Origin of the sequence: Bradyrhizobium sp. in8p8, assembly GCF_000426845.1 — a bacterium.
Classification (GTDB): domain Bacteria; phylum Pseudomonadota; class Alphaproteobacteria; order Rhizobiales; family Xanthobacteraceae; genus Bradyrhizobium; species Bradyrhizobium japonicum_C.
Window position 1 is genome coordinate 776,912 of sequence record NZ_AUGD01000002.1, and the last position, 14,435, is coordinate 791,346.

A 14,435-nucleotide genomic window follows, 5' to 3' on the forward strand; every position below is an offset into this window, starting at 1 on the left:
GCCCGGTCGGCGCCGAGGACCGCGATTTGATTTGTACTAATGTACAAATCATTAGGTCCCGTCAACAAATCGACCATCGCGCGAGCGGCGCCCGGTGGCCCAAGGGCGCCTTCCGAGCGGACTGCAGCCTGCCCGAATGGTAAAATCTTCCCTAAGACCGTTATGGGGCAACGGGCGAGAAATGCAGCAATTTCCGGGCACTTACGCTCCTAAGTGTGCATTGGCCACAAAGCTCCCGACTGAATTACCGCAGATTTAACGAAGCCGCCGCGCCCGGCGTTTAACCGTTTGTGCAGCGACAGCCGCGCATAGTCGGAGCGAATTCGTTGCTCTTGCTGGGTCCACTCATCGTGACATCCTTTGGACGTGTGATTTCGGTTCGCGGATCGCTCGCCCGGGTCGGGTTATTGGCGGCAAGCCAAATGCCGATCTCGGAGGTTCGGGCGACCGTCGGCCGCTTCGTCAGCATTCGTTGCGCCAGCTCGGTCATCGTCGCGATGATCACTGAGGTCTCCTGCGAGAACCTGTCGAGCTCCGACGGCTACATCGCCATTGCCTCGGTCGATCTGCTCGGCGAGATCCTCAACGCCGCGGACAAGGCCAAATTCCAGCGTGGCGTCACCAACTATCCGACGATCGGCGACGCCGTCGACCTGATCACCAGCCAGGAGCTGCGCACGATTTACGCGCCGACGGGGTCGGACCAGATCAATGTCGGCTTCCTCCAGCAGGATCGCTCCGTCGTCGCCTATGTCGACGTCGAGGAAATGCTGTCCAAGCACTTTGCGGTGCTGGGATCGACCGGCGTCGGCAAATCGACGGGCGTCTCGCTGCTGCTCAACGAGATCCTGAAGGCGCGGCCGAACCTGCGCATCTTCCTGCTCGACGTTCACAACGAATATGGCCGTTGCTTCGGCGACCGCGCGCTGGTTCTCAACCCGCGGAACCTGAAGCTGCCGTTCTGGCTGTTCAACTTCGAGGAGATCGTCGACGTGCTGTTCGGCGGTCGCGCCGGCGTGCCGGAGGAGCTCGACATCCTCGCTGAGGTGATTCCGCTCGCCAAGGGCGTCTACACCCAGTACCAGAACGCCGACCGCATCGGTCTCAAGCGCATCGATCCCAAGCAGATCGGCTACACCGTCGACACGCCGGTGCCCTATCGCCTCGTCGACCTGCTGTCGCTGATCGACGAGCGTATGGGCAAGCTCGAGAACCGCTCCTCGCGCATCATCTATCACAAGCTGATCTCGCGTATCGAGGCCGTGCGCAACGACCCGCGCTACGCCTTCATGTTCGACAACGCCAATGTCGGCGGCGACACCATGGCCGAGGTGATCAGCCATCTGTTCCGCCTGCCAGCGAACGGCAAGCCGATGACGGTGATGCAACTCGCCGGCTTCCCGGCGGAAGTCATCGATTCCGTCGTCTCGGTGCTCTGCCGCATGGCCTTCGATTTCGGCCTGTGGAGCGACGGCGTCTCACCGCTGCTGTTCGTCTGCGAGGAAGCCCACCGCTATGCCTCCGCCGACCGCAACATCGGCTTCGGGCCGACCCGCAAGGCAGTGTCGCGCATCGCCAAGGAGGGACGTAAATACGGCGTCTATCTCGGCCTGATCACGCAGCGTCCGGCAGAGCTCGACGCGACCATCATCTCCCAGTGCAACACGCTGTTCACGATGCGCCTTGCCAACGATCGCGACCAGGCCTTGCTGCGCGCCGCGGTGTCGGACGCCGCCGCGAACCTGCTCTCCTTCGTGCCCTCGCTCGGCACGCGCGAGGTGCTGGCCTTCGGCGAAGGCGTCGCACTGCCGACGCGCTTGCGCTTCAAGGAGGTGCCGCCGCATCAATTGCCGCGCGGCGAAGCCACCATCTCGAGCGTGCCCTCCGTCACCTCCGGCCATGACATGCATTTCGTCAGCGCCGTGCTCGAGCGCTGGCGCGGTGCCACATCGCAGCGCGACGTGCCGAACGATCCGGTGTTCTCGGCACCGCCGGCGAAGACGATGTCCAGCGTCGAAGCCCCGATGCTGCAGCCATCGATGGGCCTTGATCCGGACCGCTTCTCGCTGCTCAAGAAGCCGCTGCGGTAAGGCAACGGTCGATCCGATACCGTCATTGCATCGGCCACCAGATTGAGCCTGCAGGCCGCATCGAGTATGGTTTCCGACCCCCAGCCGGAATCCATGCCATGACAAAGACCGCCCCGCAGCGCTTCCCCGCACCCGCCCTCGATACACTCCCCGACGACATCCGCACGCGGCTTCTCGCCGTGCAGGAGAAGAGCGGCTTCGTGCCGAACGTGTTCCTGACACTGGCCTATCGTCCCGACGAGTTCCGCGCCTTTTTCGCCTATCACGACGCGCTGATGGAGAAGGACGGCGGCCTCACCAAGGCCGAGCGCGAGATGATCGTGGTGGCGACCTCTGCGGCCAACCAGTGCCAGTATTGCGTGATCGCCCACGGCGCGATCCTGCGCATCCGCGCCAAGAACCCGCTCATCGCGGACCAGGTCGCGGTGAACTACCGCAAGGCCGACATCACGCCGCGGCAGAAGGCAATGCTCGACTTCGCGATGAAAGTCTCGACCGAGGCGCAGCGCATCTCCGACGACGATTTCGCAGCGCTCGCCCCGCACGGCTTCAGCAACGACGACATCTGGGACATCGCCGCGATCTCCGCCTTCTTCGCGCTGTCGAACCGGCTGGCGAATTTCACGGGCATGCGTCCGAACGACGAGTTCTACCTGATGGGACGCCTGCCGAAGACATGATCGACACGCAATGACAGAGCTGGACTGGCCCGAAATCCTGCTGCGCCTCGGCAGCGCGACGCTCGCCGGCAGCGCAATCGGCCTCAATCGCGACCTGCATGGCAAGCCGATCGGACTGAAGACGCTCGGCATCGTCGGGCTCTCTACCGCAACGGTCGTGCTGCTCGCGGTCGCGTTCGCCGAGCCCGGCGGGATCACCGATGCGGCGAGCCGCGTGATCCAGGGCATTCTCACCGGTATCGGCTTTCTCGGCGCCGGCGTCATCGTCCACGAGAGCGACCGCTTTCGGGTGCGGGGCCTCACCAGCGCGGCCTGCACCTTTCTCGCCGCCTGTGTCGGCATTGCCTGCGGCGCCGGGCAGTGGAAGATCGTCCTGGTCGCGCTCGCCTTTACCTTCGTGCTGCTCACGATCGGCCGCCGCGTCGAACGCTGGCTGCATCGAGCCCTCGGCGGCAAGGAAGATCCGCAACGGACAGAGACCTTGCCGCAGACGGATTCCCGAGGGAGCGGCTAGAACCGAAGCCGGCGGCCCCACAACGGCTTGAGCAGTTCGAGCGCCGTAAGCACCAGCAATCCCGCGCCGAGCGTGATCATCAGGTCCACCAGGTGCAGGGGACCGAAACGAAAGAGACCGGACGCGGGCGGCCAGAACAGAGCCGTGGCGAGCACGAACGCAATCGAGAGAAATATCCACAGCAGCGCCGGGTTGGGGCGGAAGAAGGCAGACAAGAAGGAGGCGCTGAAGGACCGGTTGACCAGCACCAGCGCGATCACGCAGACGACGAGCGTGATGAATGCGATCGTGCGCGCCTCATCGGGCGGAAGCCCGGAACGAATCGCTCCGACGAAGATCGCGGCGATCAAGGCGAACGCCATGGCGCCCTGCAGGACGCTCCAGCCGATCAAGGGCCACGAGAACAGCTCCGCATCGGCCCGTCGCGGCGGGCGCTGCATGACGTCGCGCTCCTCCCGCTCGGCTTCGAACACCAGCGAGCATACGGGGTCGATGATCAGCTCCAGAAAGGCGATGTGAACCGGGCCGAGAACCAGCGGCAGCCCGAAAACCAGGGGAAGCAGGGCAAGCCCGGCGATCGGAACGTGGACGGCGAAAATGAAGGCCATGGCCTTGCGCAGATTGTCGTAGATCCGGCGTCCCAGCCGGATAGAGGCGACGATGGAGCTGAAATCGTCGTCGAGCAGGACGATCGAGGATGCCTCGCGAGCGACGTCGGTGCCGCGGCCGCCCATCGCGATCCCGATATGCGCGGCTTTCAGGGACGGCGCGTCATTGACGCCGTCGCCCGTCATCGCCACGATCTCGCCGCAGCGCTTCAGCGCCTGAACGATCCGCAGCTTTTGCTCCGGCAGGACGCGCGCGAAGACGTTCACGTTTCTGACGAGCGCATCGAGCTCGCCGTCGTCCGCAAGCTTGATCTGCTCGCCAGTCACGACTTCGTTGACATGGAGTCCCGCCTGCCCGGCGATCGCCATGGCGGTCGCCGGATAGTCGCCCGTGATCATGACGACGCGAATGCCGGCCGAGCGGCATTCACCCACCGCCTCGGGAACGCCCGGACGAAGCGGGTCGGCCAACCCCACCAAACCGATGAAGCGAAAGGCGAAGCCTTCCTGGGACGGCGGCAGGTCCTCGCCGTGGTAGGTTGCGGCGGCCACGCCGAGCACGCGAAGACCATTCTTCGCCATCACCGCGACCGCATCCCGCATCGCCTCCTGATCCGCACCATCCAGCTTACAGAGGTGCGCGATCGCCTCGGGGGCGCCTTTCGCCGCCGCGACGAGGCCCTTCTGATGCGACCAACGCCAGACCTGGGTCATCGCCAGCAGTTCGGGGCGCAGGCCGTAGCTGCGTACCAAGGTCCGAGCGTCCGCGGCCTCGTCGTCCTGCGGGAGACCTGCATGCACGAATGCGTGCAGCGCCTTCTCCATGGGATCGAACGGTTCCGGCGAGCTTGCCAGAACGCTGCAACGCGCCAGTTCGAAAAACTCTGTTCTTACGGGAGCCGCCTGCGAGGACCCAGCCCGCATATTTACGCCGTCGCGCAACCTCAGCTCCGCGACCGACATCCGGTTCTGCGTCAAGGTGCCGGTCTTGTCGGTACAGAGCACCGTCGCCGAGCCAAGCACCTCGATCGCTGCGGCGCGACGCGTCAGCACGCGCGCCTTGGAGATGCGCCAGGCGCCCATGGCCATGAACACCGTCAGGACGACGGCAAACTCCTCGGGAAGCATGGACATGCCGATTGCGATGCCCCCGAGCAACGCCTGCAGCCAATCTCCGCGCAACATTCCATAGAGCAGGACAGCGGCAAGGCTGATCGCCACGCCGCCGAGAAAGCAAAGCCGAACGAGCCGGGCAGTCTGCTGCTGCAGCCGAGGCGGCTCCGGCCGCAAGCCATGCAGCGACAATCCGATCTTCCCGATCTCGCTGCGGGGCCCGGTGGCCTCGACCTCGGCCAGGCCCTCACCTCGTACGACGAGTGAGCCCGAATACACGAATGGCTGGTCGTCACCGCCCGGGCGATGATCGGTCGATGCCGCTTCCGCGGGCGGCATCTTGGCGAGCTGCTTGCGAACGGGCACCGACTCGCCGGTTAGCAGCGACTCGTCGACAGCCAGATCTCGCGCACTGACAAGCATGGCATCTGCCGGAACCCGATCGCCCTCGGAGAGGACGAGGAGATCGCCACGGACGACTTCCCGCCCTGCGATCCGCCGGCGTTCCCCGTCCCTGACCACGAGCGCTCGCGGACTGGTCAGCTCTCGCAAGGCTTCCAGCACACGTTCGGTGCGGGTCTCCTGCACGATGGTGATCACGACGGAGATGGCCCCGAACACGAGCAGAAGCAGTGCCTCGCGGAGATCGCCGAGCAGGAGGTAGACCAGCCCGCCGCACAGAAGGAGCGCGAGCATCGGTTCGCGCAGCACCTCCAGAACGATGCGCAGTGGAGTGCGCCGTTCGGACCGGGGCAGTTCGTTGTAACCTTCCTGTTGTAGCCGTAGCCGGGCCTCGGCTTCGCTCAGCCCGGCTAAACTGCCGCGTTCTACCTCACTCACGTCTTCCGCCGCAGGCTCCAGAGACTTCCAACGCCCACGATAGCGGTCACGAGCAAAATCGCAACGAAGGTCTGGATGATCGTGAAGTTCAGCGCATCACGCGCGACGAACAGTGCGGTGACCGCGCCGGCGATGATGAACAGGAGACGAAAGATGATGCTCATGGTCATGTCCCAGTCAGCATGACCTGTAGCCCTCCCGCCCCCGCGTCGGGGCGTATCGCTGCTTCCGTAATCATGCAGGCGCACGATAGCCGCCGACGCCGCCGCGAACTTGCGGAAGATCAAGCGTGTTCGGGCCGCCGTACCGCTAGCGCTTTGCCATCGCCTCGAGCGCCGGGGCAAACCGCTCGGCAAATGTCAATGTTCGGGCGTGGTGAACTGCGGCAAACGAGGCGGAGATGCCTGCTGAGGCGACGGCGAGCACGGCAATGACAAAAATCAGACGGCGCATTTCGGCCTCCTGTATGAGCTCGATAACCATAGATGGGACGGCCCGTGTTTCAGGACCGCTTCATGGCGATGAAAAATGATTTCGCTCAAGAGACCGTGATGTCATGCGAGGGATGGTGTCGCAGGGCGTCCACCGCCCTAATCCTCGTCCTCCGGACCGCACCAGCCAGGCAGGTAGATCGCATCCTTGCTCCTGGCCGCAGCCATGGCGATCTCGAGCGCCTTGTCGAAATCAGCGTCGACCGCCTTGCGTGACAGCCTTCTGCGCAGGAAATCCGCCCACAGGAATTCGGAGAACGGCGTAGTGTCCTTGGCGAAGCCGCCCATGCGGCGCAATTCGCCGGCAAGGCTGCGGAATGGATCGTCCTTGAGATCGGCGAGCGATTTGGGCAGGTCGCGGAACGACCGCCGCTCGCCCTTGGCGTCGTAAGGATAGACCCAGCGCCTGTTGTCCATCACGCCCCAGAAAGCCTCGCGCTCGACCATCCTGAGGTCCCCGACGATGGTCACCAGCACCTCCTTGACGCCTTCATCGTGCAGCGCGCGGCCGAGATGATGATGGTCGATGACGTAGTAGCGCTTGTCTGGACCGAAGACGACGGGAATCATGTGCTTGCCGAGCAGGTCGGCCTGCTCCTTGTTGTCGTGCTCGCGCCAGCGCTTGCGTTTCTCCCTGACCTCGCGCAGTCCGACCGTCATCTGTGTCGGCCGGAGCGACATAATCGGGACCGGATGCACTCTCGGCTCGCGCGTGTTCGTCATGATCGAAAGTCCTCACACCGTTGCAGCTGATGTTCCGGTTCCCGCGGCTCATGCCATCGGATCCAGCGGCGATAAAATGCACGACGACCGGCTTCCCCGACGCTTTGGACCATCCATTCACAAATTGTGCGACTGCACAAATGCACGCGCGCATTCAGAAGATTTTCTGCAACGCTCTCGTCGCCTATGCTATCAAAATCGGAGCTTCGGAGTGATCCCGCCCCATGAACAACCAGCGGCCCATAAGCTCTGATGACGAGCACCGGGTGCTCCAGTTCAGGCCGCGCACCGCGCCTTCCCGGCCGGCCCAGCGCGGCAGCGGCACCGTGCAGCCGCTGCGCATCGCACCCGAACGGCTCGACTTGTCGCGCTATGAGCAGCCCCGCGCCGAACCCGACAATTTTCGCCAGCGCATGCTTGCCAACATCGCAGCGCTGGCCTTCACCATTGCTTTGACCGCGATCGGGATCTGGCTCGCGGTCAGCATCGCCGACCTGCGCCGGACCCAGGATTGCGTGCTGATGGGCCGCCGCGACTGTATCAAGATCACGACGCCACACATCTAGAGCCGGTCGCCGCCGGTCGTGCGCCGGGAGGCTCCGACAGGCATCCCCAGCCCTGTCGCCGCCCTTGTCCGGCTCCATTGAACTCAGGGCGGCGCTCCGATATACGGGCTTTCGACCCGGCCAGAGAGGGGTTAGAGGGCGTCATCAGGGGCGCGATGCCCACCCACCATGCCACTCTGGAATATCTGAGAAATACCCACAATCTATCAAAGGCTTAGTGATGTCCTCCACATTCGATCAGGTCGCTACGATCATCGCTGAAACCTGCGACATCCCGCGCGACACGATCACGCCGGATAGCCACGCCATCGATGACCTCGGCATCGACAGCCTCGATTTCCTCGATATCGCCTTCGCGATCGACAAGCAGTTCGGCATCAAGCTGCCGCTGGAAAAGTGGACCCAGGAGGTCAACGACGGCAAGGCGACCACCGAGCAATATTTCGTCCTGAAGAACCTGTGCGCCCGCATCGACGAACTGGTTGCGGCCAAGGGTGCGAGCGCCTAAGGGCGCAGTCATGCAACTCGAATACTTCCACATGATCGATCGCATCGTCGACCTCAAGGTCGACGAGAAGACGATCGTCGTCGAAGCCCAGGTCCCGAAGGAAAGCACCGTATTCGAGGGGCACTTCCCGGGCTATCCCTTGATGCCCGGCGTGCTTCTGATCGAATCGATGGCGCAGGCCTCCGGCTGGCTTCAGCTCGGCGTGTTCAAGTTCGAACGTATGCCGATCCTGGCTGCCGTGAAGGAGGCCAAGGTGCGCGGCTCGGTGTTCCCCGGCGATCTCATGAGCATCGAGGCGAGCCTCACCCACGAAGGCTCCGGCTATGCCATGACCGAGGCCAAGATCAAGGTTGGCGGCAAGCTGCGCGCGAATTCGGCGCTCACCTTCACGCTGATTCCCTTCCCCAATGCGGACATGCGCTCCCACATGGACGCGATCGCCAAGCGCGTCGGGTTTCCGCAACAGGCCGTATCGCCATGACTGACACTTCCGTTTCGAAGCCGGGCCAGACCGAAGTCTGGATCACGGGCATTGGGCTCGCCACCTCGCTTGGCGAGGGCCTGGATGCCAACTGGGCCGCGCTTCAGGAGAAGCGCATCAATGTCGACGAGAAGGGCTTTGCCCCCTACATCGTGCATCCGCTGATGCCGGTCAGCTTCGACAGCCAGATTCCCAAGAAGGGCGACCAGCGCCAGATGGAGGCCTGGCAGCGCATCGGCACCTATGCCGCCGGTCTTGCACTCGATTCCGCCGGCATCAAGGGCAACAAGGATATCCTGTCGAAGATCGACATGGTGGTCGCCGCCGGCGGCGGAGAGCGCGATCTCAACGTCGACACCGGCATTCTCACCGCCGAGGCCAAGGGCGCCAACGCGCCGGGCTTCCTGAACGAGCGGCTGATGAGCGATCTCAGGCCGACGCTGTTCCTGGCCCAGCTCTCCAACCTGCTCGCCGGCAACATCGCCATCGTGCACGGCTTGGGAGGTACCTCGCGCACCTTCATGGGTGAAGAGGTCGCCGGCGCCGATGCCGCGCGCATTGCGCTCGCGCGCATCGCCTCGGGCGAAAGCGACATCGCGCTGGTCGGCGGCTCGCACAACGGCGAACGCAAGGACCTGCTCGTCCTCTACGAATTCGGCGACTTCAACTTGAAGGACAAGTTCGCTCCCGTCTGGGCGCGCAAGGACCATCCCGGCTTCGCGCTCGGCTCGGCCGGCGCTTTCCTGGTGCTGGAATCGAAGGCGCATGCGGAAGCGCGCGGCGCGAAGCCGTTCGCAAAGCTGTCGAGCGTGGTCGCCGACCTCGCCAAGCGCAAGCAGCCCGGCGACATGGCTGCGACCCTGGAGAAGCTGTGGACCCAGTTGCCGAAGCGCGATGGCAAGGGCGCGATCATATCCGGCGCGACCGGTGCCGAGCCCGCGACCTCGGAAGAGCGCAATTTCCTGAAGAACCATGCCGAGTTCCCGGTGCGCTCGACCGGCACGATGTTCGGCCACGCCATGGAGACGCAATTCCCGCTCGGCATCGCGCTGGCCGCACTGTCCATCTCGCGCGGCGCGCTGTTCCCGCCGCATGATTCCACGGGGACCGAGATTGAAATGCAGGGCGCACCCACCCAGATTGTCGTGGTGGGGGCCGGACATTGGCGCGGCGAAGGCATGGCGCTGGTCGAGGCAGTTTAGCTAGCTCAAGCGGGGATCGACATGACTGCACCACGCGACAAACTCGGGCGTCCCGTCGTCGTCGTCACCGGCATGGGCATCATGACCTCGCTCGGCGCCGGCAAGGCCGACAATTGGGCGAAGCTCGTCGCCGGCGAATCCGGCATCCGCACCATCACGCGTTTTCCGGTCGACGGCCTGAAGACCACCATGGCCGGCACGGTCGATTTCGTCAGCGTCGATCCGTTCTCCTCGACCGCCCTGTCCGAGCGGATGGCCGAGTTGGTGACGCAGGAAGCCTTGGAGCAGTCCGGCATCGGCGCCAAGGCCGACTTCCCGGGTCCCCTCTTCCTCGCGGTTGCGCCGGTCGAGGTCGAATGGCCGCAGCGTCGCGAGCTTGGTCGCGCAGTCGGCCAGCAGGACATCACCTATGATGATCTGCTCCGCATTTCCGGCGGCGGCAAGTACAGCGCCTATCATCATCGCTTCATGTTCGGCTCGGTCGCCGCCTACCTCGCCGAGACCTTCGGCACCAAGGGCTCCCCGATCTCGCTGTCGACGGCCTGCGCGTCCGGAGCCACCTCGATCCAGCTCGGCGTCGAAGCGATCCGCCGCGGAGAGACCGATGCCGCGCTGTGCGTCGCGACCGACGGCACGGTCAATCCCGAGGCCATGGTGCGCTTCTCTCTGCTCTCGGCCCTGTCGACCCAGAACGATCCGCCGCAGGCGGCCTCCCGCCCCTTCTCGAAGAACCGCGACGGCTTCGTCATGGCCGAGGGCGCCGGCGCGCTGGTGCTCGAAAGCTATGAGGCGGCGACTGCACGCGGCGCAAAGATCCTCGGCGTGATCGCCGGTTGCGGCGAGCTCACCGATTCCTTCCACCGCACCCGCTCCTCGCCTGACGGCAAGCCGATCATCGGCTGCATGAACAAGACGCTGGCCGACGCCGGCATGACGCCGGACCAGATCGATCACATCAACGCGCACGGCACCGCGACGCCCGAGAACGACAAGATGGAGTACAACACGACATCGGCCGTGTTCGGCGAGCTTCTGCGGAAGATTCCGGTCACGTCGAACAAATCCATGGTCGGCCACACCATCTCGGCCGCCGGCGCAGTCGAGGCGATCTTCTCGCTGCTCACGCTCGAGCATCAGCGCATTCCGCCGACGATCAACTACGACACCCCGGACCCGACGATCCTGTTCGACGTCGTCGGCAACAAGGCGCGCGATGCCCGCGTCACCGCGGTGATGTCGAACTCGTTCGGTTTCGGCGGCCAGAACGCTTCGCTGATCCTGACCCGCGAACCGGCCTGACCGGACGCATGGCGCTGCTGACTGCGAGCACGAAGGCCCGCGCGCGCGAGGCTGCCAAATCGCTCGGCGGAAGCCTGATTGGCGCCGCGACCGTCGGCCTGCTGCGCACCACGCGCTATTTCGATCCGGTCAAGACCTCCGACTTCTTCGCGCGCGTCGTGAAGACGATCGGCCCGCGCCTGCGCGAGCATCGGATCGGCCGCGCCAATCTCGCCGCTGCCTTTCCGGAGAAATCGCCGGAGGAGATCGAGCAGATCCTGATGGGCGTGTGGGACAATCTCGGCCGCGTCGGCGCCGAATTCGCCCATATGGACAAGGTCTGGGACTACGACCGCGACCATCCCGAGAACAGCCGGATCGAATTGTCGCCGCGCAGCATCGAGCTGTTCGACCGGATCCGCGATGACGGCAAGCCGGCGCTGATCTTCGCTGCGCATCTCGCCAATTGGGAATTGCCGGCGCTCGCCGCCGTCGCGCATGGACTGGAGACCGCGATCCTCTATCGCCGCCCGAACATCGCCTCGGCCGACCGCATCATCCAGGAGATGCGACAGGTCAACATGGGCACGCTGATCCCGGCGGGCCGTGACGCCCCGCTCCGGCTCGCCCAGGCGCTGAAGGACGGCAAGCACGTCGCGATGCTGATCGACCAGTATCTCACCGGCGGCGTCGAGGTCACATTCTTCGGCCGCAAGACCCGCGCCAATCCGATGCTGGCGCGCCTGCTCCGCCAGGTCGAATGCCCGATCCACGGCGTCCGCATCATCCGCCTGCCCGGTGGCCGTTTCCGCGGCGAACTGACCGAAGAGGTCAAGCCGGTGCGCGATGCGGAGGGCAGGATCGACATCCAAGGCACGACGCAGGCGATCACCAGCGTGGTGGAAAGCTGGGTGCGCGAGCATCCCGAGCAGTGGCTTTGGCTGCATCGAAGGTGGCGTTAGTTACGTCGCCGTCGCGAGCAGCGAAGCCACGAAGCAATCCAGAGTTTTCGCTCGCTATGACGGCAATCCAGCTCAGCGCCCCGTCTTCACCTTGGTCCAGAGCCGGTTGATGATCCTCTGCGTGGCCGGCTCGCGCGCGGTGATGACGAACAACTTCGAGAGCGTCGCCTCGTCCGGATAGATGTTCTTGTCGTTCAGGATCTTCGGATCGACCAGCTTCTGGCTGGCGAGATTGCCGCTGGCGTAGGACAGGAAGTCGGCGTTCTTCGCCGCGACCTCGGGGCGGTAGAGATAGTTGATCAGCTCGTATGCTTCATTGACGTTCTTGGCATCGGCGGGGATCGCGAGATTGTCGAAGAACATCTGCGCGCCTTCCTTCGGGATGGCGTAGCCGATCTCGACGCCGCTGCTGTTCTTGGCTTCGGCTGCGCGGGCGCGTGCCTGCATGATGTCGCCGGACCAGCCGACCACGAAGCAGATCTCGCCGGTGGCGAGTGCGCTCAGATATTCGGACGAGTGAAACTTGCGTACGGAGGGCCGGACTTTTGCCACGGCCTCCGCTGCTTTCTCGAGGTCGGCCTGCTTGGTCGAGTTCGGATCGAGCCCGAGCCAGTTCAGCGCCGCCGGAAAGATGTCGTCGGCGGAGTCCAGCAAGTGCACGCCGCAATCTTTGAATTTTGCCAGGTTCTCCGGCTTGAAGACGATGTCCCAGCTGTCGATCTTGGCGTCGGGCCCGAGGATCTGCTTCACCTTGGCGACATTGTAACCGATGCCGGTCGTGCCCCACATGTAGTTGGCGGCGTAGACGTTGCCGGGGTCGTAGGTCGCAAGGTGCTTGGTCACCATCGGCCAGGCATTGGCGAGGTTCGGCAGTTTCGACTTGTCGAGCTTCTGGAAGATGTTGGCCTTGATCTGGCGCTGCAGGAAATAGGCGGTGGGCACCACCACATCATAGCCGGACTTGCCGGCCATCAGGCGCGTCTCCAGCGTCTCGTTGGCATCGAAGGTGTCATAGACCACCTTGATGCCGGTCTCCTTGGTGAAGGCTTCGAGGACGCCAGGCGCTATGTAATTGGACCAGTTGTAGAAGTTGACGACGCGCTCCTCGGCGGCGGCCGCCTGGGAAAGGAACGACACCGCCGCGGTGATTGCGAGACCGAGGCGAAACCCCGAGCGGCCGACCTTCGTCATCTCGTTCCTACCTCTTGCGCCCGCGCACCGCATCCGAGAGCCGCTCCAGCGCGGTATCGAGCGTCTGGTCCTTCTTGGCAAAACAGAAGCGCACCACTGAGGTCACCGGGTCCTGCTCGTAGAATGCCGAGACCGGGATCGCCGCGACCTTGTAATCCTTCACGATCCGCCAGCAGAACTCGGTGTCGCTCTCGTTGAGCCCTAGCGGCGACAGGTCGACGGTGAGGAAGTACGTGCCCTGCGACTTCAGCACGGGGAAGCCGAGGCTCTCGAGGCCCTTGGTCAGGCGGTCCCTGCTCCGGGTCAGATCCTTGCGCATCGACAGGAAATAGTCGTCGGATTTGCCGAGGCCGTAGGCGACGGCCACTTGCAGGTTCGGCGCGGTGGTGAAGGTCAGGAACTGGTGCACCTTGGCGGCGACGCGGAGCAGCGGCGGCGCGGCGCAGACGAAGCCGATCTTCCACCCCGTCAGCGAGAAGATCTTGCCGGCCGAGCCGACCTTGATGGTGCGCTCGCGCATGCCGGGGATGGTGATCAGCGGGATATGCTTGTGCTCGTCGAAGGTGACGTGCTCCCACACCTCGTCGCAGATCGCGATCACGTCGAACTCCTGGCAGTAGCGCGCCAGCAGCTCGAGGTCCTCGCGCGGATAGACCACCGCGCTAGGGTTCAGCGGGTTGTTGAACAGGACCGCCTTGGTCTTTGAATTGAACACGCTCTTCAGCATGTCCTCGTTCAGGCGCCAGTGCGGCGGCTCGAGCCGGACGAGGCGCGGAATGCCGCCGGCCTGGCGGATGATCGGCAAATAGGAATCATAGACCGGCTGGAAGCAGACCACCTCGTCGCCGGGCTGCACCACCGCGAGGATCGCCGAGGTCAATGCCTCGGTGCCGCCGGAGGTCACCATGACCTCGCTCATCGGGTCGAGCTTGAGGCCGTGCCAGTGGCCATAATGGGTCGCGATCGCCTGGCGCAGCTCCGGCAGACCCATCATCGACGGGTACTGGTTGTAGCCGTTCAGCGAGGCCTCGGCTGCGGCGCGGCGAATGTCCTCGGGGCCGGGATCGTCGGGAAAGCCCTGGCCGAGATTGATGGCCTCGTTGTCGCGCGCGGCCTGCGACATCGCCTCGAAGATGGTGACGGGAAGATCGGCGAAGACCTTGTTCAGGGACGAGCTTTTGGACATCG

15 protein-coding genes are annotated in these 14,435 nt (G+C 64.3%); 9 read left to right on the top strand and 6 right to left on the bottom strand.

What is annotated here, in order from left to right:
• The first annotated feature begins 350 nt into the window (after window positions 1-350).
• The 3 genes from K408_RS0109235 (at window position 351) to K408_RS0109245 (ending at window position 3,284) form a co-directional block, all read left to right on the top strand.
• Complete coding sequence (locus K408_RS0109235; RefSeq protein WP_028145841.1) at window positions 351-2,090, top strand: ATP-binding protein; 1,740 nt, start codon at window positions 351-353, stop codon at window positions 2,088-2,090.
• A gap of 98 nt (window positions 2,091-2,188) precedes the next feature.
• Window positions 2,189-2,770 (top strand): peroxidase-related enzyme, encoded by a 582-nt coding sequence (locus K408_RS0109240; protein WP_024338316.1) that lies wholly within the window; start codon window positions 2,189-2,191, stop codon window positions 2,768-2,770.
• A gap of 10 nt (window positions 2,771-2,780) precedes the next feature.
• Complete coding sequence (locus tag K408_RS0109245; protein ID WP_024338317.1) at window positions 2,781-3,284, top strand: MgtC/SapB family protein; 504 nt, start codon at window positions 2,781-2,783, stop codon at window positions 3,282-3,284.
• On the opposite strand, the gene K408_RS0109250 is transcribed toward K408_RS0109245, so the two are convergent.
• From K408_RS0109250 to K408_RS0109265, 4 genes are all read right to left on the bottom strand, one after another.
• Entirely contained in the window at window positions 3,281-5,845 is a 2,565-nt protein-coding gene (locus K408_RS0109250) for a cation-translocating P-type ATPase (RefSeq protein ID WP_024338318.1), read from the bottom strand. The genes K408_RS0109245 and K408_RS0109250 overlap by 4 nt on opposite strands.
• Window positions 5,842-6,009 (bottom strand): hypothetical protein, encoded by a 168-nt coding sequence (locus K408_RS42695; protein WP_196232361.1) that lies wholly within the window; start codon window positions 6,007-6,009, stop codon window positions 5,842-5,844. The genes K408_RS0109250 and K408_RS42695 overlap by 4 nt, the downstream gene beginning before the upstream one ends.
• Before the next feature lie 145 nt (window positions 6,010-6,154).
• A complete protein-coding gene (locus K408_RS42000; RefSeq protein ID WP_155248335.1) occupies window positions 6,155-6,328 on the bottom strand; it encodes a hypothetical protein in 174 nt (57 codons plus the stop codon).
• A 107-nt stretch (window positions 6,329-6,435) separates the two neighbouring features.
• Complete coding sequence (locus K408_RS0109265; protein ID WP_024338319.1) at window positions 6,436-7,059, bottom strand: ParB-like protein; 624 nt, start codon at window positions 7,057-7,059, stop codon at window positions 6,436-6,438.
• A 224-nt stretch (window positions 7,060-7,283) separates the two neighbouring features.
• On the opposite strand from K408_RS0109265, the gene K408_RS0109270 reads away from it, so the two are divergent.
• The 6 genes from K408_RS0109270 (at window position 7,284) to K408_RS0109295 (ending at window position 12,056) form a co-directional block, all read left to right on the top strand.
• On the top strand, window positions 7,284-7,625 hold the full coding sequence (locus tag K408_RS0109270; RefSeq protein ID WP_024338321.1) for a hypothetical protein: 342 nt from the start codon (window positions 7,284-7,286) through the stop codon (window positions 7,623-7,625).
• A 220-nt stretch (window positions 7,626-7,845) separates the two neighbouring features.
• Window positions 7,846-8,133, top strand: a complete 288-nt coding sequence (locus K408_RS0109275; protein WP_007592476.1) for an acyl carrier protein — start codon at window positions 7,846-7,848, stop codon at window positions 8,131-8,133.
• Between the two features lie 10 nt (window positions 8,134-8,143).
• Entirely contained in the window at window positions 8,144-8,614 is a 471-nt protein-coding gene (locus tag K408_RS0109280) for a 3-hydroxyacyl-ACP dehydratase FabZ family protein (RefSeq protein ID WP_024338322.1), read from the top strand.
• Complete coding sequence (locus K408_RS0109285) at window positions 8,611-9,816, top strand: beta-ketoacyl-ACP synthase (protein WP_024338323.1); 1,206 nt, start codon at window positions 8,611-8,613, stop codon at window positions 9,814-9,816. The genes K408_RS0109280 and K408_RS0109285 overlap by 4 nt, the downstream gene beginning before the upstream one ends.
• Before the next feature lie 21 nt (window positions 9,817-9,837).
• On the top strand, window positions 9,838-11,115 hold the full coding sequence (locus K408_RS0109290) for a beta-ketoacyl-ACP synthase (RefSeq protein WP_024338324.1): 1,278 nt from the start codon (window positions 9,838-9,840) through the stop codon (window positions 11,113-11,115).
• Between the two features lie 8 nt (window positions 11,116-11,123).
• Window positions 11,124-12,056, top strand: a complete 933-nt coding sequence (locus K408_RS0109295) for a lipid A biosynthesis lauroyl acyltransferase (RefSeq protein WP_024338325.1) — start codon at window positions 11,124-11,126, stop codon at window positions 12,054-12,056.
• 72 nt (window positions 12,057-12,128) lie between these two features.
• Here the strand turns inward: K408_RS0109295 and K408_RS0109300 are convergent, their stop codons facing one another.
• Both K408_RS0109300 and K408_RS0109305 read right to left on the bottom strand, forming a co-directional pair.
• A complete protein-coding gene (locus K408_RS0109300; RefSeq protein ID WP_024338326.1) occupies window positions 12,129-13,247 on the bottom strand; it encodes a polyamine ABC transporter substrate-binding protein in 1,119 nt (372 codons plus the stop codon).
• A gap of 7 nt (window positions 13,248-13,254) precedes the next feature.
• Complete coding sequence (locus tag K408_RS0109305; RefSeq protein ID WP_024338327.1) at window positions 13,255-14,433, bottom strand: aminotransferase; 1,179 nt, start codon at window positions 14,431-14,433, stop codon at window positions 13,255-13,257.
• Between the last annotated feature and the right edge of the window lie 2 nt (window positions 14,434-14,435).